At 60.8% G+C, this 25,039-nt stretch carries 24 protein-coding genes; 15 read left to right on the top strand and 9 right to left on the bottom strand.

Going from position 1 to position 25,039, the window contains the following annotated elements; all coding sequences use genetic code 11:
* Window positions 1-72: 72 nt before the first annotated feature.
* From minC to RCAS_RS17585, 4 genes are all read left to right on the top strand, one after another.
* Complete coding sequence (gene minC, locus RCAS_RS17600) at window positions 73-750, top strand: septum site-determining protein MinC (protein WP_012121884.1); 678 nt, start codon at window positions 73-75, stop codon at window positions 748-750.
* A 40-nt stretch (window positions 751-790) separates the two neighbouring features.
* Window positions 791-1,603, top strand: coding sequence for a septum site-determining protein MinD (gene minD, locus RCAS_RS17595; protein ID WP_012121883.1), 813 nt, complete (start codon window positions 791-793; stop codon window positions 1,601-1,603).
* Window positions 1,604-1,671: 68 nt separating this feature from the next.
* A complete protein-coding gene (gene minE / locus RCAS_RS17590) occupies window positions 1,672-1,935 on the top strand; it encodes a cell division topological specificity factor MinE (RefSeq protein ID WP_012121882.1) in 264 nt (87 codons plus the stop codon).
* Between the two features lie 334 nt (window positions 1,936-2,269).
* Complete coding sequence (locus RCAS_RS17585) at window positions 2,270-3,493, top strand: AI-2E family transporter (protein WP_012121881.1); 1,224 nt, start codon at window positions 2,270-2,272, stop codon at window positions 3,491-3,493.
* On the opposite strand, the gene RCAS_RS17580 is transcribed toward RCAS_RS17585, so the two are convergent.
* Complete coding sequence (locus tag RCAS_RS17580) at window positions 3,477-4,256, bottom strand: enoyl-ACP reductase FabI (RefSeq protein ID WP_012121880.1); 780 nt, start codon at window positions 4,254-4,256, stop codon at window positions 3,477-3,479. The genes RCAS_RS17585 and RCAS_RS17580 overlap by 17 nt on opposite strands.
* Window positions 4,257-4,333: 77 nt before the next feature.
* Here RCAS_RS17580 and RCAS_RS17575 point away from each other — a divergent pair, with 77 nt between their 5' ends.
* Complete coding sequence (locus RCAS_RS17575) at window positions 4,334-5,407, top strand: alpha/beta hydrolase family protein (protein WP_012121879.1); 1,074 nt, start codon at window positions 4,334-4,336, stop codon at window positions 5,405-5,407.
* A 2-nt stretch (window positions 5,408-5,409) separates the two neighbouring features.
* Here the strand turns inward: RCAS_RS17575 and RCAS_RS17570 are convergent, their stop codons facing one another.
* Window positions 5,410-6,021 carry a ClpP family protease gene (locus RCAS_RS17570; protein WP_012121878.1) on the bottom strand — a complete coding sequence of 204 codons (612 nt, stop codon included), beginning with the start codon at window positions 6,019-6,021 and terminating at the stop codon, window positions 5,410-5,412.
* A 267-nt stretch (window positions 6,022-6,288) separates the two neighbouring features.
* Here RCAS_RS17570 and RCAS_RS17565 point away from each other — a divergent pair, with 267 nt between their 5' ends.
* Window positions 6,289-6,576: a hypothetical protein gene (locus RCAS_RS17565; protein WP_012121877.1), complete on the top strand. Its 288-nt coding sequence runs from the start codon at window positions 6,289-6,291 to the stop codon at window positions 6,574-6,576.
* A 211-nt stretch (window positions 6,577-6,787) separates the two neighbouring features.
* Here the strand turns inward: RCAS_RS17565 and RCAS_RS17560 are convergent, their stop codons facing one another.
* From RCAS_RS17560 to RCAS_RS17545, 4 genes are all read right to left on the bottom strand, one after another.
* Window positions 6,788-6,967 carry a hypothetical protein gene (locus RCAS_RS17560; RefSeq protein WP_012121876.1) on the bottom strand — a complete coding sequence of 60 codons (180 nt, stop codon included), beginning with the start codon at window positions 6,965-6,967 and terminating at the stop codon, window positions 6,788-6,790.
* Window positions 6,968-7,372: 405 nt separating this feature from the next.
* Window positions 7,373-7,660 (bottom strand): DEAD/DEAH box helicase family protein, encoded by a 288-nt coding sequence (locus RCAS_RS17555; RefSeq protein WP_012121875.1) that lies wholly within the window; start codon window positions 7,658-7,660, stop codon window positions 7,373-7,375.
* A gap of 220 nt (window positions 7,661-7,880) precedes the next feature.
* Window positions 7,881-8,861, bottom strand: a complete 981-nt coding sequence (locus RCAS_RS17550) for a deoxyhypusine synthase family protein (RefSeq protein ID WP_012121873.1) — start codon at window positions 8,859-8,861, stop codon at window positions 7,881-7,883.
* Between the two features lie 239 nt (window positions 8,862-9,100).
* Complete coding sequence (locus RCAS_RS17545; protein ID WP_012121872.1) at window positions 9,101-10,897, bottom strand: ABC transporter ATP-binding protein; 1,797 nt, start codon at window positions 10,895-10,897, stop codon at window positions 9,101-9,103.
* Between the two features lie 152 nt (window positions 10,898-11,049).
* Between RCAS_RS17545 and RCAS_RS17540 the strand changes: the two genes are divergently transcribed.
* Together RCAS_RS17540 and RCAS_RS17535 are read left to right on the top strand one after the other, a co-directional pair.
* Window positions 11,050-11,745: a translin family protein gene (locus RCAS_RS17540; protein ID WP_012121871.1), complete on the top strand. Its 696-nt coding sequence runs from the start codon at window positions 11,050-11,052 to the stop codon at window positions 11,743-11,745.
* Window positions 11,746-11,770: 25 nt separating this feature from the next.
* Window positions 11,771-12,433, top strand: coding sequence for an adenylate kinase (locus RCAS_RS17535; RefSeq protein ID WP_012121870.1), 663 nt, complete (start codon window positions 11,771-11,773; stop codon window positions 12,431-12,433).
* Window positions 12,434-12,703: 270 nt separating this feature from the next.
* Here RCAS_RS17535 and RCAS_RS25310 read toward each other — a convergent pair whose 3' ends face one another.
* Window positions 12,704-12,856, bottom strand: a complete 153-nt coding sequence (locus tag RCAS_RS25310) for a hypothetical protein (protein ID WP_157042689.1) — start codon at window positions 12,854-12,856, stop codon at window positions 12,704-12,706.
* Window positions 12,857-12,882: 26 nt separating this feature from the next.
* Here RCAS_RS25310 and RCAS_RS17530 point away from each other — a divergent pair, with 26 nt between their 5' ends.
* The gene (locus tag RCAS_RS17530; RefSeq protein ID WP_012121869.1) at window positions 12,883-14,013 is read left to right on the top strand and encodes a Uma2 family endonuclease; all 1,131 of its coding nucleotides are present in this window, start codon (window positions 12,883-12,885) and stop codon (window positions 14,011-14,013) included.
* Between the two features lie 206 nt (window positions 14,014-14,219).
* Window positions 14,220-16,079 (top strand): FAD-dependent oxidoreductase, encoded by a 1,860-nt coding sequence (locus tag RCAS_RS17525; RefSeq protein ID WP_012121868.1) that lies wholly within the window; start codon window positions 14,220-14,222, stop codon window positions 16,077-16,079.
* Here RCAS_RS17525 and solA read toward each other — a convergent pair.
* Window positions 16,060-17,205, bottom strand: a complete 1,146-nt coding sequence (solA, locus tag RCAS_RS17520; RefSeq protein ID WP_012121867.1) for an N-methyl-L-tryptophan oxidase — start codon at window positions 17,203-17,205, stop codon at window positions 16,060-16,062. The two genes, RCAS_RS17525 and solA, sit on opposite strands and share 20 nt — an antisense overlap.
* 15 nt (window positions 17,206-17,220) lie before the next feature.
* Window positions 17,221-18,441, bottom strand: coding sequence for a glycosyltransferase (locus RCAS_RS17515; RefSeq protein WP_012121866.1), 1,221 nt, complete (start codon window positions 18,439-18,441; stop codon window positions 17,221-17,223).
* 200 nt (window positions 18,442-18,641) lie between these two features.
* On the opposite strand from RCAS_RS17515, the gene nuoF reads away from it, so the two are divergent.
* The 5 genes from nuoF to nuoI are packed head-to-tail and all read left to right on the top strand — an operon-like array spanning window position 18,642 to window position 25,037.
* Window positions 18,642-19,943, top strand: a complete 1,302-nt coding sequence (gene nuoF, locus RCAS_RS17510; RefSeq protein WP_041332115.1) for an NADH-quinone oxidoreductase subunit NuoF — start codon at window positions 18,642-18,644, stop codon at window positions 19,941-19,943.
* A 9-nt stretch (window positions 19,944-19,952) separates the two neighbouring features.
* A complete protein-coding gene (locus RCAS_RS17505) occupies window positions 19,953-20,546 on the top strand; it encodes a Uma2 family endonuclease (protein WP_012121864.1) in 594 nt (197 codons plus the stop codon).
* Window positions 20,547-20,557: 11 nt separating this feature from the next.
* A complete protein-coding gene (gene nuoG / locus RCAS_RS17500) occupies window positions 20,558-23,329 on the top strand; it encodes an NADH-quinone oxidoreductase subunit NuoG (protein WP_012121863.1) in 2,772 nt (923 codons plus the stop codon).
* The gene (gene nuoH, locus RCAS_RS17495; protein ID WP_012121862.1) at window positions 23,326-24,498 is read left to right on the top strand and encodes an NADH-quinone oxidoreductase subunit NuoH; all 1,173 of its coding nucleotides are present in this window, start codon (window positions 23,326-23,328) and stop codon (window positions 24,496-24,498) included. The genes nuoG and nuoH overlap by 4 nt, the downstream gene beginning before the upstream one ends.
* Window positions 24,499-24,539: 41 nt before the next feature.
* Window positions 24,540-25,037 carry an NADH-quinone oxidoreductase subunit NuoI gene (nuoI, locus tag RCAS_RS17490; RefSeq protein WP_012121861.1) on the top strand — a complete coding sequence of 166 codons (498 nt, stop codon included), beginning with the start codon at window positions 24,540-24,542 and terminating at the stop codon, window positions 25,035-25,037.
* The last annotated feature ends 2 nt before the right edge of the window (window positions 25,038-25,039 follow it).

The following is a 25,039-nucleotide window of genomic DNA, read 5'->3' as shown; positions in this document are numbered from 1 at the left end:
GTAATGATATGATAGTGGAGAATAGACCGCAACATCTGTTTCGAGTCGCCTCTTAGTGCGTTCATACTGCGCATGACAACGCTGGTTGCGATCAAAGGCGGGAAAGACGGTCTCCGGTTGCACCTCAACGAGTCAGCCGGTTGGTCCGATGTGATCGAGGCATTGCGCAGTCAGTTGGGGCAGGGGGCGCAATTCTTCAATGGCGCGCGCGTCATTATCGATATTGGCAATCGGCCGCTCACAGAAGAACAGCTTGCGGAATTGATGGCGCTGATGCACGAGCATCACCTCGAAGCATCGGCGCTGGCATCAACATCGCGCGAGAGCCGATCGGCGGCGCGCGCTGCCGGTGTGGTGGCGCGCCCGGTGACGCGCAGTATCACTGCCCCCGAGTCGCCAGACGGCGCGCTGTTCATCTGGCGCACCGTGCGATCAGGGCAGATCGTTCGCCACCACGGGCATGTCACCATCGTCGGCGATGTGAATGCCGGCGCAGAAGTCGTAGCCGGCGGAAGCGTCATCGTGTGGGGACGGGTGCGCGGAATAGTGCATGCCGGCGCGCTTGGCGATCGTACCGTGATCATTGGCGCGATTGAGTTGCGTCCAATGCAATTGCGCATTGCCGATCTGATCGCGCGAGCGCCGGATGGCGCAGCCGCAGGGCATCCGGAAGTGGCGTACATCGACGGTGATCAGATCGCTGTGGAGTCATGGGAACGATACCGAAGGGCGAATCGTAGCGACCTGTAATGTGGAGGGTCGGGCGATTCACCCTTCAGGGAGAGCACACATGTCGCGGGTCATTACGATTACTTCTGGCAAGGGCGGCGTCGGGAAGACGACGTCGACCGCGAACCTGGGCACTGCGCTGGCGCTCCAGGGGTTGAAAGTGGCAGTGGTCGACGCCGACATTGGTCTGCGCAACCTGGACGTCGTTCTGGGGCTGGAAAACCGGATCGTCTATGACCTGGTCGATGTGGTCGAAGGACGCTGCCGTCTGCGCCAGGCGTTGATCAAGGATAAGCATTTTCCCGATCTCTGTCTGCTCCCGGCAGCGCAAACGCGCGATAAGGATGCGGTGACCGCCGATGATATGATTGCGCTGACCAATCAGTTGCGCGCGGAATTCGACTACGTGTTGATCGACAGTCCGGCCGGAATTGAAGCCGGGTTCCGTAATGCCATCGCCGGCGCCGATGAAGTGCTGATTGTCACAACACCAGAAGTCGCTGCGGTGCGTGATGCGGATCGGATCATTGGTTTGGTCGAAGCGTTTGAAAAAGGGCATCCACGCCTGATCATCAATCGTCTGAAGCCGCGGATGGTCAGTCGTGGCGAGATGATGAGCATTGATGATGTCCTGCAAATCCTGGCGATTGACCTGATCGGCGTGGTGCCCGACGATGAGCAGATTGTGACGAGCACCAACCGCGGCGAGGTCGCCGTCCTGGATCGCAGTTCGCGCGCGGGGCGGGCATTCGCCGAGATTGCGCGGCGTCTTGCCGGTGAGGATGTGCCGATCACGGTGTTCGACGATAGTCCTGGTCTTTTGAATCGCATTTTTGGCGCATTTGGCATTCGAGCGAGGGGAAGTGAGCGATAGAGCGCGCCGCGCTCGGAGCGGGAAGCGTCGCAGGCTCTTTCGATTATCGAGCGCAAACGAGGGACGCTATGAGTTTTCTGGATTCATTGTTTGGCAAGCGTCAGCGCAGTTCCGATATAGCGCGCGACCGTTTGTTGACGGTGCTGGTCCATGATCGGGTTAAGTTGACTCCCGATATGATGGAGCAACTCAAAGCTGAGCTTTCGACGGTCATTGCGCGGTATGTGCCTTCGGTTGATGCCGGCGCGATTGAGGTGACGCTCATGCGTGGCGAGGCGGTTGATCACCTTAAGGCGGATATTCCGTTGCGACGGACGTCGCAGAAGCTGTGAGGGGTGAGGCGTTAGGCGTTAGGCGTGAGGCGTGAGGCGAACCCTCTCGCCCTTCCCCTTCAACGTACAACCTTCAGACCTTCGCACCCGCTGCCGTCTCTCTGTGCTGCTGTATTCCCACGTGCCACGTTCAACTTTCCCCTTCAACGTACAACCTTCAGACCTTCGCACTTCCCGTTCAACATCCCCGCTTTCAAACGTTCAACATTCAACGCGCAACGTTCAACACCTGCCCGCCTGGCGCGTTCAACCGTGTTTTACATTCCATCACAGGCATCCATGCGGTACAATACAGGAACGGAGCGTCTCCGCATGTTTGCGCCTGGAGGTCCACATGAGCGCAGAAGCTCGCCCGATTCGTTTTTCACCGACGGTCAAACTGATCACAATCGCGTTGATTGCGGCGCTCTTCTTTTGGTTGATCCGCGGGTTGGGGAATGTGCTGATCCCCTTTGTGGGGGCGGCAATTACGGCCTACCTGTTCAATCCGCTCATCACCTGGCTGCACCGTCGCGCCCGTATTGGACGGGCGATCTGGATCGGACTGCTGTATGTCGTGATCGGGGGCATCATCTATGGTCTCTGGCGGACGCTCGGACCGGTGATCGAACGTGAATACAGCGGTTTGCAGGCGCAGATACCGCATACGCTGAACCTTATCCAGCAGGAGTTGCTGCTGCGTGATCGGATCATGGTTGCAGGAATCAGTGTCGAGGTCGCGCCGATCACGGAGGCGCTGCGTGAAGCGCTCGCCGATTTCGGACGGCGCATTCCGGAGCATGTGCCCCATCTGGTCGCTGTCGCCTTCGAGACATTGCTGCTGTTCGTCACCTATCTGATTGTGACCTTCTATCTGCTACTGGAAGCGCCGCGCATCGTTGAGTGGCTCTACGAGCTTGTGCCTGCGCCCTACCGTGCCGAAATTCGCACGCTTGGCAGTCACATTGATCACATTCTGGCAGGGTATGTGCGTGGAACATTGATGCTGATTCCAATCATGGCGACGCTGACAACGATTGCGCTGACGCTGCTGGGGGTGCGTTATGCGCTGGTGTTGGGGATTGTGACCGGCATTCTGGAGACGCTCCCGCTTCTTGGTCCGTGGTCGGCGGCCGGCATTGCGATCACTGTGGCGCTCTTTCAGATGCCGGCGCCGTGGGGGTGGCCTGCGTGGCTGATCGCGGGGTCGATTGGATTGACCTACTTCGTGCTGCGCATGTTTGAGGATAATTTCATCATTCCGCACGTGGTCGGTCCCGCAGTTCACCTGCATCCCATGCTGGTCATCTTTGCCATTCTGGCAGGCGGCGCGCTCGGCGGACCGTTCGGGTTGTTTGTTGCAATCCCGGTTACCGCAGTGGCGCGCCTGCTGTTGCGTTACCTGTACTACAAACTGATCGACTCGCCCGATTTGCCGCTCGAACAGGCGCCTGCGCCTGATGTGCCGGCGCCTGTGTCGTCGGATGGCGTCCAACCCGATCAGGCGCCGGTCTCTGGGGATCATATGCCTATAAAATCAGCGGACCAAACCGAGAAAGCGGTCACTCCGGCAAACTGATCGAGATGGTGTGGAATCCCGCGTCAACATAGATGATTTCACCGGTCACCGCCGATGACCAGTCGCTGCACAGCCAGACGGCGGCATTCCCAACATCTTCAATCGTGACGTTCCGCCGTAGCGGCGCAACTTCGGCGAACTGTTTGTGCAGCGTGCGGAACCCGGCAATGCCGCTGGCTGCCAGGGTTCGGATAGGACCGGCGCTGATCGCATTCACCCGAATGCCGCGCGGACCCAGGTCGTTTGCCAGGTAGCGCACACTTGCCTCCAGCGCCGCCTTAGCCACACCCATGACATTGTAGTTCTGCGCTACCTGCTGCGACCCGTGATAGGTCAGCGTCACAATCGATGCGCCGGGGGCGAGCAGATCGTGAGCGGCTTTGACAACTGCCGTCAGTGAATACGCACTTACGTCGAGCGCCAAACGAAACCCTTCACGTGTCGTTTTCAGGTAGGGTCCGTTCAGTTCGTCGCGGTTGGCGAACGCAATAGCGTGGATAATAATGTCGAGCGCGCCGTAGACCTCGCGCACGCGCGCCATAAGCGCGTCGATGTCGTCGTCGCGCTGCACATCGCACGGTTCGATCAGGCGTGCGCCGAGGCTTTCGGCAAGTGGACGCACCCGTCGTTCGAGCGCTTCGCCGACGTAAGTAAAACCAAGATCGGCGCCCTGTGCGTGGAGCGCCTTTGCGATTCCCCAGGCGATGGAATGATCATTGGCGACACCCATCACCAGTCCCTTTTTGCCTTGCAGCAGGACCATCGGTTCCTCCTTGACAGTGCAGTAGCATTGTGTCGGGTATGATACTATGAAGTTCGGTTGTTATCGAGGGGATATCTATGCCGCTCTTTCTTCGCGCGCTGCTGTTAGCGGTAATTGTGTACGAGTTCCTTTCCGACATTTGCGAGTGGCGTGGGTTGAGTTGGGGGCATCCGGCGCTGCGTCCGTTGTTGGCGCTGCTGGCGCCAGCGTTGCATCCACGCCATGTCACGTGGCGGCAACGCGCCTCGGCACTGGCGCTGGCGGCGCTTCCGGCACTGATGGTTCAGGCGGTTGCTGCGGGTGTGCGGCGACGCGCGCTGGACTCACGAGCGACGCTGAAACCGGGGTTGTACGATGACTGCACGGTTACGCGCATCGATATTCCGATGCCGGAAGCGTTTATGCCAGCATTGTATGTTGTGCCGCGCGCAGGCGCGCAGACGGCAGTGGCAGTGTTGCACGGCTCGGGGTGCGATAAAACCTACTTCGCATGGCGTCTGACCAATGCGTTATTGCGGCAGAGAATGGCTGTGTTGCTAGTCGATCTCGACGGCCACGGCGAGAACCCGCGGGTGCAGCGTTACCCGCAGATGCTCGAGTGTGCGACGGAGGCGGTCCGCTGGTTACGCGCCCGCCACCCACGGGTTGGCATCGTCGGCATCAGCCTGGGAGGATGCCTGGCGGTGCGCGCGGCGGCAGACGGTCTGGACATTAACGCGCTGGCAATCCTGGAAGCGCCGCCGGTTTTGCGATTCGATCATCACGACCGGTTGCACGAGGCACGCATGCTCTTTCAGCCCTATGTGGTCGATCTTCTCCGCGAGGCGTCGATTGTCCATCTGGGGAGCGCCGTCTATCGCCTGGTGCGCGCGCAGCGGAAGCCGAGCATTCGCGCGGCGATCAGCACCTGGGATCTGATCGCCGCGTGCGATCTGTGTGGCAGCCTGGCGCGCCTGACGACGCCGCTGCTCCTGGTGTATGGCGAGCGTGATGCGATTGTCAAACCGGCGCAGGCGGAGGAGGTCTGGCGCGCTGCGCCACCCGGCGCCACCATGTTGCTCGTGCCGGACGCAAGTCACCTGACCCTGATCATGCACCCGGAGGCGCTCCAGCACATGGCGGCGTGGATGGCGGAGCGTTTGAACGCCTGAGGCTACGCTGGCGTTGACGCCGGAAGTTTCTTGGACTCGAGGATGGCGTCGATGAAGCCGTATTCGCGCGCCTCTTGCGCGGTCATGAAGCGGTCACGGCTGAAATCGCGGGTGATTTCTTCGACGGTTCTGCCGGTGTCTCTGGCAAGCAGACTATTTCCGAGTTCCTGAATTCGTAACAATTCTCTGACGATGCGCTCCATATCGGGCGCATACCCTTCGGCGCCGCCGCCAGCCGGATGGAAATGGATCGTGGCGTTCGGAAGGGCGTAGCGTTTGCCACGCGCGCCGCCAGCAAGCAGAATAGTCGCCATACTGCCGGCGCGCCCGATGCAAACGGTGCAGACATCGGGCGAAATAAGTTTCATCGTATCATAAATGGCAAGACCGTCGCGCACACTGCCGCCAGGACTGTTGATGTAAAACCAGATGTCGCGATCCGGGTCGGTATGTTGCAGATACAAGAGTTGCGCAACGATCAACGAAGCGACTTCGTCGTCGATAGGAGTGCCAAGCAGAATGATACGTTCCTGCAAGAGGCGCGAGAACAGATCCCACGAGCGTTCACCGCGTGGGGTGCGCTCGACAATTGTTGGAACCGGTACGTATGGCACGGTCATCTCCCGAACAATGGTATGTATGCTGAGTGAAGTATACCATGAACTGAGAACTGAGAACCGAGAACCGAGAACCGAGAACCAATTCTTGCTGGTCGCTCTGCTGAATGCTTTGCCAGAAACCAGGAACCAACCCGCAACGAACGTGTGGAACAACGCTGTGCCCTCTGTGTCTCTGTGGTTATTGCTCCAGACGCAGGGAAAGCGCAGACGTTCAGTTCACGAAAAGCCCGGTATGGCGTTCAGATGAAGAGGAGACGAACCATGACCGACGAAGAGCCACGACCGGCGTGCCGGATTGGTGTAACGGCGGAAGACCTGGCGCGTGAGGCGGATCGCGCCGTGCTCTATGGCGCTATTCTGGCGGCTCAACGACCAGGAGTGACGATTAAGCCGCATCTGCTGGACGCTGTTGCCGCATTGCTGCCCGCAGTGCGCGCGTATCTCAACGGTGAGGAGAATGATCTGTCTTCATATGCGCTGGAATACGCACGCGCCTGCGGTGCAGAGGCGTTCTTAAGATCCAAACGCAAACCTTCGGCGCCTTGCTGAGATGTTTGCCCCGCGACACCCGACCCAAACACCGATCAACCGGTTCAGCCGCCATGGGTGTTATACCAATGACCTGTGACCATACGGCATGGTCACCCCGAGCAGCGCGAGGGGTCTGGCGCGACCCGCTCAGATTCCGCGCTGCGTTTACCCTGAGCGAAGCGAAGGGCTCGGAATGACCCGCATGCGGCATCTTCAATCGTCATTGGTATTATGCTGACAGAACCGACACCTCCTCGGCGCGGGCGCGTTCGCGCACTGCTTCGGCGACGGCAATCCAGCCTTCGACTGTCGTTGGGCGCAGGGCGCGGCTTTGCAGATAGCGCTGCACATCGGACCACGTCGTGCCACCGATGACGCCAGCATAGCGGGCGTAGAACCGTTGCTCCACCTCGGTGGCATGTGCGTGGCGGCGTGGGGGGTGCGGGCACAGCGGCAGGTTCGGGTGCGGCAGGCGGCGTTGCTGCCGTCGTTTCCTCTGGCGTGGCTACGACGGTTGCCGCTTTGCGTCGCGGCTTTGCATCGCGTTCAGGCGCCTGCTCGGGGTAGAGCGCCGCCAGCGACGCGGGATAGCGTTTGCCCAATAGAAGATGCGCCGGGCGCGGCGGCTTAATGATCGGCGTCACGAATCGTTTATCGCCGTCGCACTCGACGAGCAGAATAGCGTCTGCCTCATATGCGATCTGATCATCTGCCAGCACACGCAACCCTTCATCGTGCAGCCCGCCCGTCGAGCGCGCGGTATTTGCGCGCCAGATGCGCGATGATGATGACGTGGAACCCGGCATGCTTCAGCTCAGTCAGCCCGGTGTACACCGCCTGCATATTGCGGTTGACCGAGGTAGGCGATCTCCGTCTTCCGATCCGTCTCGGCGCTGGCGCGCCGTTGGGCATAGGCGCGCATCGCCTGAAAGACCTTCGAGATCGAGTCGAGAATAACGGTATCGCCGGGTTTGCCCTGGGTGCGAATCTCGTCCATCGCGGCAGTGAGCGCGCGCAACGATAGTGATTGCAGCACCTGGATGCGCCGGTGAATGCCGGGTTTGCCGGCAAGGTTCTGTGCTGCGCCTTCAGTATCGAGCACTCATAACGCTCCGGTGCGGCGAGCAGCAGCGGCAAGATGCGACTTGCCCGCTCCCGCCTGACCGGTCAGGATATACAGGCTGCCGGTGTGCAACTCGTCGAGACGCTGAAACATGCTATCCCTCCTTGTTTGGAACATGTGTGCTGTATTGTGGTACATGCGTTCTCTTTCGTAAAGAGGAGGGGTGCGCTCTCTATCTGGAAGCAGGATGCCGACAGGTTTACCAACCCAACACCAGCGCAAAGATCAACGGCGCCACGATCGTCGCATCGGATTCGATAATGAATTTTGGCGTATCCACTGCGAGTTTGCCCCAGGTGATCTTTTCGTTCGGCACTGCGCCCGAATACGATCCATAACTGGTTGTCGAGTCGCTGATCTGGCAAAAGTAGCCCCAGACCGGCACATTGGTACGGTGAAGATCCTGGTGGAGCATCGGCACGACGCAGATCGGAAAATCGCCCGCGATCCCGCCGCCGATCTGAAAGAATCCGATTGAGTGACGGGCAGAAGTCCTGGTGTACCAGTCCGCCAGGTCCATCATATATTCAATTCCGCCGCGCACCGTATGCACATTGCCGATCTCGCCGGCAAGACAGTGTGCCGCATAGATGTTGCCGGTCGTCGAGTCCTCCCATCCGGGGACATAGATCGGCAGATCGCGCTCCATTGCGGCATACACCCACGAATCGCGCGGATCGATTTGATAGTACTGCTCCAGCGCCCCCGATCGCAGAATGCGATAGAGAAACTGGTGCGGAAAGCAGGCTTCACCGGTTCGATCGGCGCGCATCCATTCGTCGATCAGCGCCCTTTCGAGCCGGCGGATGGCTTCTTCTTCCGGGATGCAGGTATCGGTCACGCGGTTCATGTGGCGTTCCAATAATGCCTGCTCCTGCGCAGGGGTAAGATCGCGGTAGTTCGGCAGTCGCTCGTAGAAATCGTGAGCAATCAGGTTGAAGATGTCTTCTTCCAGATTGGCGCCAGTGCACGAAATTGCATGCACCTTGTCCTGTCGGATCATCTCCGCCAGTGATAGTCCGAGTTCTGCCGTGCTCATTGCGCCGGCAAGCGTGATCATCATTTTCCCGCCTTTATCGAGATGCGCCCGGTACGCCTCGGCGGCATCCACGAGCGCTGCGGCATTGAAATGGCGAAAATGATGCCGTAAAAACTGGCTGACAGGTCCGCTGGTTTGCATTGGAACCTCCTTCTCGGTCCACAAAGGACACGAACTAGCACGAAGGCAACTGTCCACGCCCTTCCTGGGAGCGGCAGGCGTTATGCGCAGCGCCCTGGGGCGGCGGAACGCCGTGCGTTGGCGTTTGCTGAGGTCCTTTCCGCCGCGCTTCTTCCTTTCGGAGGTTGCCCCTGCCCCCCCCTGCTTTGGGCGACCGGCGGCATCGCCTATGCTGACCGTGAACGGTTGCGCACGAATCCCTACCCCACCGTTACGCCTTCGCGGAATTGCAAGGCATAGAGACGCGCATACAATCCCTGCTGCGCCAGCAGTTCCTCGTGGGTTCCCTGCTCAACGATGCGCCCATGGTTGAGCACGATGATCCGGTGGGCAATCGACACGGTGCTGAGACGATGCGCAATAATGACCGAAGTGCGCCCGCGCATCAGGCGCTCGAACGCTTCTTGCACCAGCGCCTCCGATTCGCTGTCGAGCGAACTCGTGGCTTCGTCGAGGAGCAGGATACGCGGGTTCTTCAGCATCACGCGCGCAATCGCAATGCGCTGGCGCTGCCCGCCGCTCAGTTTGATGCCGCGCTCGCCGACCAGCGTGTCGTACCCGCGTGGCATCGCCATAATGAAATCGTGCGCATTCGCAGCCTTTGCTGCCGCGATGATGTCTTCTTCGTTGGCGTCCAATTTTCCATAGACGATATTCTCGCGGATCGTGCCGCCGAAGAGCATCGTTTCCTGCGGCACCAGTCCGATCTGCTCGCGCAGACTGCGCTGCGTGACGCTCCGCAGGTCGTATCCGTCGATCAGAACACGCCCGGATGTCGGGTCGTAGAAACGTGGGATCAGGTTGAACAGCGTGCTCTTGCCGGCGCCGCTCGGTCCGACCAGCGCCACGATTTCGCCTGGCTGCACCGTCAGCGTAATGTCGTGCAGCACCCCTTGCCCGGTTTCGTACTCGAACGATACGTGATCGAACGTGATCTCGCCGCGCACTGGCGGCAGATCACATGCATCCGGCACGTCTTTGATCGTTGGTTGCGTATCAAGAATTTCAAAGACACGCCGCACTGCGCCGACTGCTTCGCGGAACTGCCCATACAAACCGGAGAGTTGCGCCAGGCTGGCGCCAATGGTGATGGCGTAGATCAGAAAACCGCTGATCGTCGCAAACGACATTCGTCCTGCCAGCACCTCACTGCCGCTGAACCAGAGGATCGCCGCGATGCCGCTGAACCCCAGAAACGCCATCAGGCCGCCGAACCCGGATCGCAGCAGCGCGAGGCGCAACGCCGCCTTCAGCGTACGCTGCATCGCGCGTTCGTACCGTTCGATTTCATAGGACTCGCGAACGAAACTCTTGACGACCCGCACGCCCTGCAATCCCTCTTCGACCGCCACCGTCGCGTCTGCCAGTTCGTCCTGCACGCGGGTGCTGAAGCGTTGCAGCCAGCGTCCAAAGATTGCCGCAACGGCGACGACGCTGATCGCCAGCGCCAACACGAACCCCACCAATCGCGGGTTGAGCAGGAACACAATGATGATCGCGCCGATCAGCGCAACAATGCTCGACAGGAATTGGGTGACATTGTTCGTCAGGATGGCGCGCACTTGCGTCACATCGCTGGAAATGCGCGACACAAGTTCGCCAACGCGCCGGTTGGCGAAGAAACTCAACGATAGCGCGTGCAAGTGGCGATACAGCTGCACCCGCATATCGAGGACAATCCGCTCGCCGACGATGTTGAGCATGTAACCCTGCAAAAATGTCAGCAATGCCTGGATAAAGAAAAGAGCGATCAGCGCCAGCGTCAGGTTTGTCAGCAGCGTCTGATTGCCTTGCTGAAGCACCGCTTCCAGGAGTTGCACAATGACGAGCGGGAAGCCGAGATTGATGGCGCTTGCACCCGTCAGCGCCAGCAGCGCGCCTGCCATATGCCGCCGGTAGGGGTTCAGGTACGTCAACAAACGGCGCCAGTCAACGGCGCGAACAGGAAGCATTTCGCCAGCATTGAGCATATGGCGCGAACGCCGGTTGATCATCATATGGTACGTCTGCCTGTCTATGAGCGAGTGTTGAGTAGAGGCTCCAGTATAGCACAGGCTTCAGGGAAGTAGATTTTGAGATTCGCTGCAAGTTACTGCACTGGCTATACTATGCATATTCCAAAAGAGAAATGAAAGCCAGAAGGAGCGCTATGAATTTGATAGAAAGCGTTGTCGCCCGTGCTCTTGCGGAGATCGAGGCGTGTCATACAGCGCGTGAGCATGCATTGACCCTGGCGCGCGCGCTGACGCGCCAGTGCGCCAACACGATTCGTGCAGTGCATCGTCGTGAGTTTGCCGAGGCTGCCGCGTTGCTGACGGAAGCGGGCGCGTCAGCGCGCGCGCTGCGTGAGAGCCTTGCCGATCATCCCGATCTGTTGTACGCTGGCTATTCGCAGGATGCGCTCAAGGAGTATGCCGAAGCTGCACTGGTGTACGCCTTCCTGCACGGCGATCCGCCGCCGGATGCGTCGTCGCTTGGCGTGGATGCCGCCGCATACCTCAACGGGATGGCTGAGGCGGCGTCCGAATTGCGCCGCGCTATTCTCGATAGCCTGCGGACAGGCGCAACGGAACGCGGCGTTGAGTTGCTTTCCGTGATGGAGGATGTCTACAGCCTGCTGATAACGGTGGACTATCCCGAAGTCGTCACCGGCGGACTGCGACGCACCACCGACGCACTGCGCGCGGTTCTCGAACGCACGCGCGGCGACGTTACCGCCGCGATCCGGCAGGATCAACTGATTATGGCGCTCGAACGCTTCGAGCGCCGTCTTGATGGGCACGCCGCCGTCGATCCGGATTCTGTCGGCGATGCAGTCTCTCCCGGACAAGCCGGTGTCCCGTGACGCCTCGCTGAGGAGCAAAGAACGCATGAAGAGTGTGCTCAACATTGTGCTCCTGGGTCCGCCAGGCGCCGGGAAGAGTACGATTGCCGAGGACCTTGTCCATCAGTTGCCGCTGGTTCCCATCTCCACCGGGGCGCTGTTGCGCGCCGAGATCAGCGCCCGTACCCGTATCGGGCGCGAAGTGGCGCCCGTGCTCGAACGCGGCGACCTGGCGCCCGATTCGCTCATGGATCGGGTGCTGCGCGCTCGCCTGGAAACCCTCGACCCGGATCAGGGGCTGTTGCTCGATGGCTATCCGCGCACCATGCGCCAGGCGCTTGGCCTTGCCGCTATGCTCGCCGACTATGATCGTCTCTTACATGTGGTGATCGCTATTGACGTTGCCGATGATGAGGTCGTGCGTCGTTTGAGCGGACGGCGCATCTGTGAAGGCGCCGGCGAGCCGTTCCCGGTGCATATTGACGATCTGGCAAGCATTATGCGCTGCCGTGAGCGCGGCGGACGCCTGGTGCAGCGCGATGACGACCGCCCTGATGTGGTGCGGCAGCGCCTGGTTGCGTATCATCAGCAGACTGCGCCGTTGATCGCCTACTATGAAGAACAGGGGATTCTGCGCCGGATTGATGGCTCTGGTACACCTGCCGAGGTTGCGCGTCGAACACTGGCGGCGGTCAGGGATTGGGGGTGATACCAATGACAATTGAAGATGCCGCATGCGTGTCATTCCGAGCCCTTCGCTTCGCTCAGGGTAAACGCAGCGAGGAATCTGCGCGGGTCGCGCACGACCCCTCGCGCTGCTCGAGGTGACAATGCCGGATGTTCACGGGTAATTGGTATGACGAGCAGCGGCGCTGTGGTCGCTGCTGGCGAGCGTGCCTGCGATGAATTGCGCGTCGGTGTGTTCGATACGCGATGCGCTCGAATGGCAACGCAGGTTGGCTTTGTCCACTCAGCGTGATCATTCGTGTCTGTGCGCGCGCAGCCGATCAGGATTGACGGCGCGGAACAGCACGGACTGTCCATCGCTTCCCAACGAAATCGTAAGTGCGTTCTCGCCCAACGTTGCATACACAAACAGATCAAAAGTGGTAGAATATGGACATTTGTTCATACACCATCCGCAAGGAGGTCGCGCCGATGACCCACACCACGATCCATACCCTGCCTGCGTCTGATACGGCGCCTGCCGAGGACCCGTTCCGCTACGGCTGGCGCTTCGTGCCCCGCCCGACTCCCGACAACCCCCACTATCTGGAACAGGTTCCGCTCACCCTCGAAGACGTCCTGCACCCTGAAACGGGAGATTTCATCGCGCACAGCGACCGCCACGAGACCGACCGGATGTACCTCACCGCCGTGCTGCGCGCCCGTCTGGAGGAGGCGGGGGTCGCCATCGTCCTGAGCGATGTGCGGATTGCGTGGGACATCCCCGACCTGCGCCCGCACGGACCGGATGTGATGGTCATTCCCGGCATCCGCGAACGGCAGGACTGGAGCACATTCGAGGTGGCGGTCGAAGGCGCGCGTCCGGCGCTGATCATCGAGATCACCTCGCCGGAGACGCGCGAGAACGACCTGGAGCGCAAGGTGGAGCACTACGCGCGGGCGGGGGTGGCGCAGTACGTGATTGTGGATGACGCCGGAAAAGGTCGGGGGAAGCGGCGGCTGCGATTGCTCGACTACCGGTTGGAGGCGGGGATGTACCGCCTGCATCCATCGGATGCCGCAGGACGGGTGCATCTGGCGATTGCCGATGTATGGCTGGGGGTGGAGGGCGATCACGTCGTCTGCTACGACGACCATGGCGTGGCATTCGGCGACTATGCGACGGTGGTGCGGCAGGCGGCGGACGCGGAAGAACGAGCGCGGCTGGAAGCGCAGGCGCGGGAAGCCGAAGCGCAGGCGCGCGCTGCTGCGGAAGCACAGGCGCGGCGCGAGGCGGAACGGGCGCAACGTGAAGCGCAGGCGCGGGAAGCCGAAGCGCAGGCGCGGGCTGCTGCGGAAGAACGAGCGCGGTTGGAAGCGCAGGCGCGGGAAGCCGAAGCGCAGGCGCGGGCTGCTGCGGAAGAACGAGCGCGGTTGGAAGCGCAGGCGCGGGAAGCCGAAGCGCAGGCGCGGGCTGCTGCGGAAGCACAGGCGCGGCGCGAGGCGCAGGCGCGGGCTGCTGCGGAAGCACAGGCGCGACGCGAATCGCAAGCGCGCGCCGAAGTTGAAGCGCGCCTGCGCGCCCTCGAAGAAGAACTTCGCCGGCTGCGCGGTGAAGGGTGACGCTGCCATATGCTGCACGCCCGGCTGAAAACGGCGACTCGTCCGGGCTTTTGCTCAGTGCTGCCGTATCTGCTGTATCGACTCGAATTCCACATCCGAAGTTTCCAATCAAAACGAACGATCGCTGACAAACCAGGTTCGGCTGCAACGACAGTCGTCGCGTTTACGGCTGTCGAAACAAACTGTTAGAACAATGAAGAACGGTTATGAACACCAGTCTCTCATGCGATATTGCCATCATTGGCGGCAGTCTGGGTGGAGTGGCGGCGGCACTCGCCGCCTGCGACAACGGCGCTTCGGTGATCCTTACCGAAGCGACTGACTGGCTCGGCGGTCAAGCAACTAGTCAGGGGGTCAGCGCCCTTGATGAGCACCAGTATATCGAGACCTTCGGCGCCACCTGCCGATATGCGGCGTTCCGCGAGGCGATCCGCGATCACTATCGCCGCCGGTACGGTGTGACCGCCATGCCCGATGGATCGCCGCTCAACCCGGGCGATGGCTGGGTTTCGGCGCTCTGCTTCGAGCCGCGAGTTGGTGTGGCGGTCATTGAGACGATGCTGGCGCCGCATATCGCCGGTGGGCGGTTGACCGTCCTGTACAACCATATCCCGGTCTCTGCCGTTGTGCAGGACGACACGATCAGCAGCGTCACAATGATGAGCGCCAACGGATCGGTGACCATCACGGCGCGTTTCTTTCTCGATGCGACCGACCTTGGTGACCTGCTGCCGCTGGCGGGTGCGCCATGGGTGACGGGTGCGGAGTCGTGCGACGATACAGGCGAAGCCGATGCGCCGGAAGAGGCGCGCCCCGGCGAGGTGCAGGGGTTCACGTTTTGCTTCGCGGTCGAGCATTGCCCCGGCGAAGACCATACGATTCCGAAACCGGCAGGGTATGAGCGCCTGCGCGATGCACAGCCGTTTACCCTGACTCTCACGGGGTCTGATGGCTCACCACGCCCGTTTCGTGTGTTCGAGACCGGACCGACCGGGTTGCCGCCGTTCTGGACGTACCGCCGCCTGCTGTCGGGTCGCCTGTTCGACCCTTCCGGTGCGTTGCGTGATATTGCGATGATCAATTGGAATGCCAACGACTATCATCACGCCGATCTGATCGGTGCGACGCCCGAAGAGCGTGGACGGATTCTCGACGAAGCAAAGCGGCTATCCCTGTCGTTTCTCCACTGGCTGCAAACCGAAGTTCCGCGCGACGATGGCAGCGGATGCGGCTACCCCGGTCTGCGGCTTCTCCCCGATGTTATGGGAACTGCTGATGGTCTGTCGAAGGCGCCCTACATCCGCGAGTCGCGGCGTATTCGGGCGCTGCGGCGTGTGACTGCCGGCGATATTCTGGCTGCCGGGCGCACAACAGCGCGCGCGGTGCATTTTCCCGATTCGTGTGGCGTCGGGTGGTATTTTATGGACCTCCATCCGGCGGTGGGGAATCCGCGCAGTATGTTTGCGCCGACCCTGCCGTTCCAGATTCCGCTTGGCGCGCTCATCCCGCAGCGTCCGGCGAATCTGCTGGCGGCATGCAAGAATATCGGCACGACCCATCTCTCGAATGGTGCGTACCGGCTCCATCCGGTGGAGTGGAACATCGGCGAGGCGGCTGGCGCGCTGGCGGCATTCTGCCTGGCGCATAGCGTGCAGCCGCGCGAGGTGTGGGAGGGTGCGCTTTTGCGATTCTTTCAACGCCATCTGCTCGAACAGGGTGTGCCGCTGGAGTGGACGGTCGATGTTCCGCCCGGTCATCCGCATTTCATTCCAACGCAACTCCTGCTGCTCGCCGGTGCGCTGGACGGGAACGGACCGCGCGCGGCATCGCTCGCCATTGCGCCGGATCAACCGGTCGATCGCGCCGATGCGCCTGCCGTACTCCGCGCGCTGCTGCGTATCGTCGGATTGTCAACCGAACCGGTGATCGACCCGGCGCTGCATCATCAACCGCTCAGTCGGGCGGAAACAGGCGCGACCCTGGCGCTTATCGGGGGGGAAGCCGACTGTTTGAGCGATCCTCCCACCTGGGGCGAACTGTGCACGGCTATGCGTCCGTTGCTCTGAACCGCGCCGGATCGAAGAGCGCAATCGAGTGGCGGGTGCTGCCGTCAATTGCAAGGTCTGCCAGGATTTCGCCGATCACACTGGCGAATTTGTACCCATGACCCGAACAGGGCGATGCGATGATGACCTGCGGCGCACGCGGGTGTGGCGCAATGATGAAGTGGTGATCAGGCGTAAGGGTGTAGAGACAGGTGGCCGTTGCCACGAGCGGACCGTTCAGAGCAGGAATGCGCTGCGCCAGAGCGGTGCGCATTTCGGCGATCTCCTCGGGGTGCACTGAGCGATCCACCCGATCCGGGTCGGTCGGATGCCCGCGGTAGAAGAAGGCGACCTTGACGCCGCCCGGCGGTCCGCCCTGTGCCGGAAAGCCGTAGAGTGCGTCACCACGCGCGTCTTCCCAGATATAAATGGGGAATCGCCCGATGCTGAATGGCTCACGCCCTCCAACCGGCTCGAACCAGTAGAGGACCTGACGCTCGACGGTCAGCGGCAGCGACAGATCGGCGAGCAGGCGCGGCGCCCATGCGCCCGGCGCAATCACGGCGCGTTCGGCTTCGTAGACTCCCGCCGGCGTGGTGACACGCACGCCGCCGCCAGGGGTCGACTCCCACGCAGTGACCGGCTCATCGAAGTGCAGATCGGCGCCATGGCGCGCCGCCTGGTCGAGGTGCGCCCGAACAGTCGCTTCGGGATCGAGAAAACCGGCGCGCGCTTCGTACAGCGCGACCTCATCGTCGCCAACATTGAACGGCGGGAAACGGCGACGAATGTCGGCGGCATCGAGTAGTTCGTGAGGCAGGTGGTGCATTTGGGCGCTGTGCAGTGCGCCGCGCACGACGCTGCTCTCCGCTCGACCAATCATTAGACCGCCGGTGATCGTCAACAGCGGTTCGCTGCTTGTGCGCTGAAGGTCTTCCCACAATTCATACGCGCGGAGCAGTAAAGGCACATACGCAGGGTCCTCGAAATACGCCTGGCGAATGATCCGCGATCTGCCATGGCTCGATCCACGGTTATGCGCGGGTGTGAAACGTTCCAGCCCGATCACCTGCCAGCCACGCCGCGCCAGATGATATGCTGCGGCGCTGCCCATCCCGCCTAATCCGATGACAATGACATCACCCATCGTGGTGCAACCTCCCTAACCGCACGCCAGTTCGAGCGCCTGTTGCAATCCTCGTCGCAGCGGCTCTTCGGTATAGCGAAGCGCATTGGCGCGCCCTTTGCGGATCAATGCTGTGCGGAGATCAACGTCTTCCTTGATCTCCAGAATCGCATCGGCAATCGTGCAGGCGCCGACGAAATGCTGCCATCCGCCGGAACTGTGGATAGCACGGTCAATCGGCTCGAGCAGATACGCCCCATCGCCAACAACCTCCGCCATCGCACTACGGTCGTTGGTCACCGCCGAAGGTACACCGCAGAGCGCCGCTTCGAGAGGCGCCAGTTCGAACGCGCCGGAGTGCGGGACATTCACCAGCAGATCACACACGTTGAGTCGTTCGACATACGTGTAGTGCGCCGGCATGGTTGGGCGCTGCGGCTGCGCATCCCCGGCGGCGGGAACGTCGGCGTCGTAGGGAATTCCTGCCAATTGACGGAAGTCGCTCTGCGGGAAGAGCGTCAGGTCGGCCACTTCCAAATGATCGGCGACGTGGAGCAGATTCCAGCTGCTGAGCCAGGGGTCCTCGTTCGTCGGTTGGCAGTGGAAGTAGGCAATAATGTCGTCCGCCTGACCGCGTGCCCGTAACTGTTGGAGCGCCATCATCACGCGCGGTTGCTGTTTACGTTCGGTATTGCGCCCGAACACGCCAATGACGAAGCGCCCTTCCAGACCGGCGGCGCGGCGCAGCGCATCGCGGTGCGGCAATGGTCGGAACAGACCGGCGTCGACCGGGTGTGGCGCAGCGATGACATTCGGAATACCAAGCGATGTAGCGTAGCGGGCAGCCACGCGCGTCGGCGTCAACGCAGCGCGGAAGTCGCGCAACACCTGCATCAGATCGCGATCAAATGGGATTGTGTCGATGACAAAATGGCAGATCATTGGACCTGTCCATCCCGCAGCGCGCACAGTGGCGGCAAAACGCGCAACGGCGCCGAGGTCGTAATGGATGAACACGAGGTCCGGTCGTTCCGCTGCCAGAAAGTCGGGGAGGAGCGGCAGCGCCTCCTTCTGATCGCGCGGCATCGGCACGATACGGCACGGATAGCGGGTCGGATCGAACGGTTGCCCCGCAGCGCACACGCCGAACACTACCGTCTCGTGTCCCCATTCAGCGAGCAGGCGCGTCAGATGGCGGGCGTGAATGCCAAAACCGGTCGCCACCGACGGCGACTCGGAGAGAAGCGCAATTTTCATGGAGTCCCCTAGTACGACGGCATCCGCCGGAGCGCACATAGTAGTATACCGCAGGAGAGCGAGAGATAGATCTCTCATCCGCAAACAAGCGCAAACTTTGTGCCATTTGACACAAAGCCTGCGTGGTGGTAGAGTACACGCAAGATATGCGCCATATCAGGCGCATGCCGGTGTCAGCGCTGGAAAGCGAGTTTCTGCCTATGTCTCCGCTTGCCGAGCATATCGTTCTCCGCGATCTGGACATCGAAAACATCGCTGATTTCGACGTCTATCTTCAGCATGGCGGTTATGAGGCATTGCGCATCGCAGTGACCGAACGCACTCCGGCTGATATTGTGCAGACGGTGAAGGACTCTGGGTTGCGCGGGCGTGGCGGCGCCGGGTTTCCTACCGGCGTGAAGTGGGGGTTTCTGCCCAAAGGGGTCTATCCGCGCTACCTGCTCTGCAACTGTGATGAGAGCGAACCTGGCACCTTCAACAATCATCAGATTATCGACCGCAACCCGCATCAGTTAATCGAGGGCATTGCGATTTCCGCCTACGCCATCGAAGCCAATCTTGCGTATATCTATATTCGCGGTGAGTTCGCCGCGGCTGCGCGTCGTCTCGAACGCGCTATTGCGCAGGCGTATGCACGTGGTTTCCTGGGCAGGAATATCTTTGGCACGGGGTACGACCTTGACATTTATGTGCATCGTGGCGCAGGGGCGTACATCTGCGGCGAAGAAACAGCACTCATGGAGTCGCTCGAAGGGAAGATCGGTCAACCCCGCTTGCGCCCTCCCTTTCCGGCGGTCGCCGGTCTGTACGGTAAGCCAACGATTATCAATAACGTCGAGACGCTGACGAATGTGCCGATGATCGTGCGTCACGGCGCCGTCTGGTATCGTCAGTTCGGCACGGAGAAAAGTCCGGGCACGAAGGTGTTCTCCGTCTCCGGTCACGTGAAGCGCCCCGGCAACTATGAAGCGCCGTTCGGCACACCCTTGCGCGAATTGATCTTTTCTCCCGAGTACTGCCAGGGCATGCGCGGCAACCATAATGTCAAGATTGTCGTGCCTGGCGGCGCCTCAGCCGGCTGGCTCACCGCCGATGATCTCGATGTGACGATGGACTACGAGGCGCTGGCGGCGAAGGGGAGCATGCTCGGTTCCGGCGGCGTGATTGTGCTCGATGAACGCGTTAACGCTGTCGAGGTGGCGTATAAGATGGACGAGTTCTTCAAGCACGAATCGTGCGGAAAGTGTACGCCGTGCCGTGAAGGGACGTATTTTCTGGTCAAGGTGCTGCACCGCATCACGCATGGTCACGGTCGCCAGGATGATATTCCGCTCCTGCACGATGTGTACAATCAAATGGCGGGCAATTGCTTCTGCCTTCTGGGGGAGAGCGCCGTCGTGCCGATCCGCAGTGCGCTGCGTCTTTTCCCGCACGAGTTCGAGCGGGCGATCGCGCAGGCAGGCAATGGACGCCACGACATCATCACGCTGTCGGTTCACTGAGGTTCTCTGATGACACCCATCACACGCCGGACAGTCGAGTTTGTCGAGACGTTGCCGCACCTGGAAGGCGGACGGTATGAGGTTATCGACGGAGCATTGTATGTGACGCATCAACCCCACATGCGCCATTGGATCACGTGCGATCATGTCATCGTGTCCCCTGGAGGCTGGCGTCTGGCGACCGGCGCCGGGAGAATCATTCCGGCGCCCGACGTGACACGTGCCGATGATGAGGCGGTTGCTCCCTATCTGGTGTGGATCGGTCACGCACGGCTGTCGGACGTGATCGGCAACAATGGTGCACTCCACGCTGCGCCTGATCTGATCATCGAGGTTGTGTCACCCGGCAAAGCCAATGAGGAGTGCGACTGTGAAAAGAAACGTGCGCTCTACAACTACAACCGGCGCGACGTTTCAGTGCGCTGGATCGTTGACCGGCAGGCGATGACGGTCGATGCGTTCCGCCGCGATGACGAGGCGTTGCGGTGCATTGCAACGTGGCAACCCGGCGATGTCATCACTTCTCTGCGGTTCCCCGGTTTTTCCTGTGAGATAGGACGCTTCTTTGCGATAGAATATCCCGCTCGCCGCACTACGGCGTGAGAGGTGTGCATATGCCTGATGTGACCCTGGTCATCGATGGACAGACAGTGACCGTCCCGGCAGGAACGAATATCGTCGATGCAGCGCGAAGCGTCGGCGTTGCCATTCCGGTCTTCTGCTACCATCCTAAACTCAAGCCGGTCGGTATGTGCCGAATGTGTCTGGTTGAGGTGTGGACGCCGAAGATTGATCCGACGACGCGCCAGGTGGTGATCGGTGAGGATGGCAAGCCTGTGCTGGCGTTGATGATGGGAAAACTGCAACCGGGCTGCGTGACGCCGGTCAGCGAAGGCATGGAGGTGCGCACGACGACCCAAAAGGTGCGGTTTGCGCAGAAAGGTCAGCTCGAATTCCTGCTGACCTCGCATCCGCTCGATTGCCCGGTATGCGATAAAGGTGGCGAGTGCCCGCTGCAAAACCTGACGATGCAGTTCGGTCCGAGCACTTCACGCTTCGATTATGCCGACAAGATTCATTTCGAGAAGCCGATCCCGCTTGGCGATCTGATTTTTCTGGATCGTGAACGCTGCATTCTCTGCTCGCGGTGTGTGCGCTTTCAGGACGATATTGCCGGCGATCCGGTGCTTGGCTTCGACAACCGCGGTCGCGCCTGGGAGATTATCTCGAAGTCCGATCCGCCGTTCGACTCGAAGTTTTCGGGCAATACCACCGATATCTGCCCGGTCGGCGCGCTGACGACTGCCGATTTCCGTTTTAAGGCGCGTGTCTGGGAATTGCGCCCGGTTCCCAGCATCTGTCCGCACTGCCCGGTAGGGTGCAACATCTCGCTCGATATGCGCTACGACCGTATCATGCGGGTCATGCCGCGTGAAAATGAGTATGTCAATGAAATCTGGATTTGTGACAAGGGGCGGTTTGGAATGCGCTTCATCGAAAGCCCGGAGCGCTTGCGCCAACCGCTCATTCGTAAAGGCGATACACTGACGCCGGCAACATGGGATGAGGCGATTACGCTGGTGGCTGAAAAACTGAGCGCCATCCGCACCCACGCTGGCGCGGCGGCGCTGGGCGGGCTGGCGGGTCCCGATCTGCCGAACGAAGATCTCTATCTGTTCCAGAAACTGTTCCGTCAGGTGTTGAAGTCGCCAAACCTCGACTGCTGCACCGGCGCGCCGGGAGAAGCGGATCTGATCGATCTGGGCGCAACGCTCGGCGTCGGTAAGGGAACCAACCTGTCGAACCTGGGTGCGGGAACGGCGGTGCTGGTCGTTGGCGCGGATCCCGAAGAGGAAGCGCCACTCTATGTGTTGCGTCTGCGTGGTATCGTCGCGCGTGGCGGCGATCTGACGGTCATCAACCCGTATCCGACGAAACTGGATCGTACCCCGGCGCGGGTGATTCGCCCGCGTGCCGGGGCAGAGGCGTTCGTTGCGCTGGCGTTGCTGAAGACCCTGATCGAGGAAGAATTGATCGCTGTCGACTTCGTGGAGCGACGAGTGCAGGGTCTCGACGACCTGAAAGCGCGTCTGCGCGATTGTACCGTTGTGTCGCTCTGCGATGCCGCTGGGATTGCAGAAGACGATGTGCGCGCAGCGGCTCGCGTGTTTGCGAAAGCCGATCACGGGATCATTATCTACGGCCGGGTGGCGCTGGCGGTTGGAGCGGATCTGATCGATGTGCTCGCCGACCTGACGCTCCTGACCGGTCATGTCGGCAAGCCCAATAACGGCATTATTCCGCTCTTTCCCGGTGCGAATGTGCGTGGTGCGCTCGATATGGGGGTGAATCCAGGCACCGGCAAGAAACGAGGCTTGAAGGCGCGTGAGATGTGGACTGCGGCGCGTGAGGGGCGTTTGCGCGGCATGATCATTGCCGGAATGAACCCGGTGCGCGATCATCCGGCAGTGGCTGAGGCGCTCGATGCGCTGGAGTTTTTGGTGGTGCAGGACATGTTCCTCACCGAGACGGCGCAACGCGCCGATGTGGTGCTGCCAACGGCGTCGATCGCCGGTCGCGAGGGGACGTTCACCAATGCCGAGCGGCGGGTGCAGCGCTTCCGTCAGGCGCGCATTCCTGAATACAATACTCCGGCCGGATGGGACGTGGCGCAACGTCTTGCGCGCGCGCTGATCGCTCTCGGTATCACGCCGGACGTTCCTGATGGTCAGGGGGATGGACGCGCCGCACCGCGCGCGGCGGCGCAAACCGCAGCAGCAACCGCTTCCCCCGACCATTGGGATTATGTGGTCGCCGGTGATGTGGCGGATGAGATTGCAGCCAGGGTGCGCGGCTACGCCGATACGACCTATGAAAGCCTGGGGTTGACGCGCAAGCCGCAGTGGGGACGGCAGCCGAATGAGGCGATCTTCTACGACGGCACCTCCTACGAAAATACCGAAGGCGTCGGCGTGCAGATCGCGGCTGAAGCCGATAATGCGAAAACCATGTTTTTGCTGCGCGCTCGTGTGCCGTCCGAGGTGAATATCCATAACGCTCGCCCTTATATTCTGTTGGCGGCGCCGCGCGCCTATGATAGCCGCACGTGGAGCCGCGACTCGAAACTCGTGCCGCGGATGGTTGCGCCGCATCTCATTGTGAATTCGGAAGACGCTGCGGCGCTGGAGATTGCGCCCGGCCACATGGCGCGAATTGAGTCTGAGTCCGGCAGCGCCGTGCTCCCGGTTCAGATCGACCGCCATCTGCCGCGTGGCCTGGTGATCGTGCCGGATGTGGATGGCGCCCCGTTGAGTGCATTGCAGACGGGTCCGCTCACGCGGATCGCAATTACGGCGCATATCGATGAGGCGGTAGAAATGCGATGACCTGGATCGATCTCGTTATTCTCGTCGTCAAGTGCATCGTCCTGTCGCTGGCGGCGACAACCATTTTCGCTTACTTCACGCTGTTCGAGCGGCGCACGCTGGCGCGCCTGCAAAATCGGGTCGGGCCAAATCGCGCCGGACCGGGAGGGTTTCTGCAACCGCTCGCCGATGCGGTTAAACTGTTCTTTAAGGAGGATGTGACGCCGTTGCTGGCGGATCGCTGGGTTTATCTGGTGTCGCCAGCGTTTGCGCTTATTCCTGCGATTATCATCTGGGCGACCATTCCGGTTGGCATGTGGCCCGATGGGGAGGGCGACAACTGGTTGCAACTCGCCGAGATTAATGTTGGTGTTCTCTACCTGCTGGCAGTGACGTCGGTCGGCGTATATGGCATTGCTATTGCGGGATGGGCGTCGAACAACAAATATTCGATGCTTGGCGGCATTCGCGCATCGGCGCAGGTCATCTCCTATGAACTTGCGCTGGGATTGACCGTTTTGGGTGCGGTGATGCAGGCGCAAAGTTTCAGCACCGCCGAGATCGTCGAGCGGCAAACACAGATGTGGAACATTGTGCCGCAGTTTCTGGGGTTTGTCGTGTTCATCATCGCCGCCACCGCTGAAGTGGTGCGCGCGCCGTTCGACCTGGTCGAAGCCGAGCAGGAACTCGTCGGTGGGTACAACACCGAGTACAGTTCGATGAAATTCGCGCTGTTCTTTATGTCGGAGTATGTCAAACTGGTGGCGATGAATGCGATTGCCGTGACGCTCTTTCTGGGAGGCTGGCATTTCCCCGGCTTGCAGACGTTGACGCAGGCGGTGACGCAACAGTATGGCGCTGCCGTCGGCAATGCCGTGCTCGGATTGACGTCGCTCGGCGCATTCTTGCTCAAAGTGTTGTTGCTGTCGTTCGTTTCGGTCTGGATCCGCGCCACGTTGCCGCGGGTGCGCTACGATCAGTTGATGAACCTGGGCTGGAAGGTGTTGCTGCCCCTTGCGCTCATCAATGTCGCTATCACTGCTGTGCTGAACGTTCTGCTGCCGGATGCCCCTGTCCTCACCGCTATCATTGGTCTGGTCGCCGGTATCATGATTCTGGCAGTTGCGGCAATCGTCGGCAGACCGGGGAAGGAAAAGCGCACGGTGAAACTGGTGGAGATCAGCGCCTGATACTCCGAGTTGGAAGGTGTACGTGAAGTGAGAGACGCACTATGATCGGCGCCCTGTTCAAAGGTCTTGGCACAACGCTCCGCTACCTGTTTCGCAAGCCGGTAACCGTCGAATACCCGGAAGTCAAGCGTCCGGTGCGTGAGCGCTTTCGTGGACGGCATCAACTGAAGCGCTTCGCCAATGGCATGGAGCGCTGCATCGGCTGTTCGTTGTGCGCAGCAGCCTGCCCGGCGGACGCCATCCTGGTCGTGCCTGCGGAGAACGATCCGGCGGCGCCGAATTCGCCAGGCGAACGGTACGCAGCGCGCTATGAAATCAACATGCTGCGCTGCATTTTCTGTGGGTATTGCGAAGATGCGTGCCCGACCAATGCGATTGTGCTCGAACATCAGTATGAACTTTCGTTCTATGATCGCCGGAGTTCGATCCTCACCAAAGACGATCTCCTGGTCCCTCCCGATAAGGGGCACGGCGAGATTCCGCCGATCCTGGAACAACTGAACCGCCGCCCGAGTCCGCCTGCGCAGATTGATCTGTAGTG

Source organism: Roseiflexus castenholzii DSM 13941, from assembly GCF_000017805.1.
In the GTDB taxonomy this organism is placed as follows: domain Bacteria; phylum Chloroflexota; class Chloroflexia; order Chloroflexales; family Roseiflexaceae; genus Roseiflexus; species Roseiflexus castenholzii.
The sequence above is the reverse complement of the archived record's forward strand: the minus strand, read 5'-3'. Positions and strand labels throughout refer to the sequence as shown.

What these genes read in the sequence shown, in the direction of transcription:
- RCAS_RS17515 (WP_012121866.1), bottom strand. Translation starts at nt 18,441, where the DNA reads ATGAAAATTGCGCTTCTCTCCGAGTCGCCGTCGGTGGCGACCGGTTTT.
- RCAS_RS17575 (WP_012121879.1), top strand. Translation starts at nt 4,334, where the DNA reads ATGCCGCTCTTTCTTCGCGCGCTGCTGTTAGCGGTAATTGTGTACGAG.
- nuoF (WP_041332115.1), top strand. Translation starts at nt 18,642, where the DNA reads ATGTCTCCGCTTGCCGAGCATATCGTTCTCCGCGATCTGGACATCGAA.
- RCAS_RS17550 (WP_012121873.1), bottom strand. Translation starts at nt 8,861, where the DNA reads ATGCAAACCAGCGGACCTGTCAGCCAGTTTTTACGGCATCATTTTCGC.
- nuoH (WP_012121862.1), top strand. Translation starts at nt 23,326, where the DNA reads ATGACCTGGATCGATCTCGTTATTCTCGTCGTCAAGTGCATCGTCCTG.
- RCAS_RS17585 (WP_012121881.1), top strand. Translation starts at nt 2,270, where the DNA reads ATGAGCGCAGAAGCTCGCCCGATTCGTTTTTCACCGACGGTCAAACTG.
- minE (WP_012121882.1), top strand. Translation starts at nt 1,672, where the DNA reads ATGAGTTTTCTGGATTCATTGTTTGGCAAGCGTCAGCGCAGTTCCGAT.
- RCAS_RS17505 (WP_012121864.1), top strand. Translation starts at nt 19,953, where the DNA reads ATGACACCCATCACACGCCGGACAGTCGAGTTTGTCGAGACGTTGCCG.
- minD (WP_012121883.1), top strand. Translation starts at nt 791, where the DNA reads ATGTCGCGGGTCATTACGATTACTTCTGGCAAGGGCGGCGTCGGGAAG.
- RCAS_RS17540 (WP_012121871.1), top strand. Translation starts at nt 11,050, where the DNA reads ATGAATTTGATAGAAAGCGTTGTCGCCCGTGCTCTTGCGGAGATCGAG.
- RCAS_RS17565 (WP_012121877.1), top strand. Translation starts at nt 6,289, where the DNA reads ATGACCGACGAAGAGCCACGACCGGCGTGCCGGATTGGTGTAACGGCG.
- RCAS_RS25310 (WP_157042689.1), bottom strand. Translation starts at nt 12,856, where the DNA reads ATGAACAAATGTCCATATTCTACCACTTTTGATCTGTTTGTGTATGCA.
- solA (WP_012121867.1), bottom strand. Translation starts at nt 17,205, where the DNA reads ATGGGTGATGTCATTGTCATCGGATTAGGCGGGATGGGCAGCGCCGCA.
- RCAS_RS17530 (WP_012121869.1), top strand. Translation starts at nt 12,883, where the DNA reads ATGACCCACACCACGATCCATACCCTGCCTGCGTCTGATACGGCGCCT.
- minC (WP_012121884.1), top strand. Translation starts at nt 73, where the DNA reads ATGACAACGCTGGTTGCGATCAAAGGCGGGAAAGACGGTCTCCGGTTG.
- RCAS_RS17525 (WP_012121868.1), top strand. Translation starts at nt 14,220, where the DNA reads ATGAACACCAGTCTCTCATGCGATATTGCCATCATTGGCGGCAGTCTG.
- RCAS_RS17545 (WP_012121872.1), bottom strand. Translation starts at nt 10,897, where the DNA reads ATGATGATCAACCGGCGTTCGCGCCATATGCTCAATGCTGGCGAAATG.
- nuoG (WP_012121863.1), top strand. Translation starts at nt 20,558, where the DNA reads ATGCCTGATGTGACCCTGGTCATCGATGGACAGACAGTGACCGTCCCG.
- RCAS_RS17535 (WP_012121870.1), top strand. Translation starts at nt 11,771, where the DNA reads ATGAAGAGTGTGCTCAACATTGTGCTCCTGGGTCCGCCAGGCGCCGGG.
- nuoI (WP_012121861.1), top strand. Translation starts at nt 24,540, where the DNA reads ATGATCGGCGCCCTGTTCAAAGGTCTTGGCACAACGCTCCGCTACCTG.
- RCAS_RS17580 (WP_012121880.1), bottom strand. Translation starts at nt 4,256, where the DNA reads ATGGTCCTGCTGCAAGGCAAAAAGGGACTGGTGATGGGTGTCGCCAAT.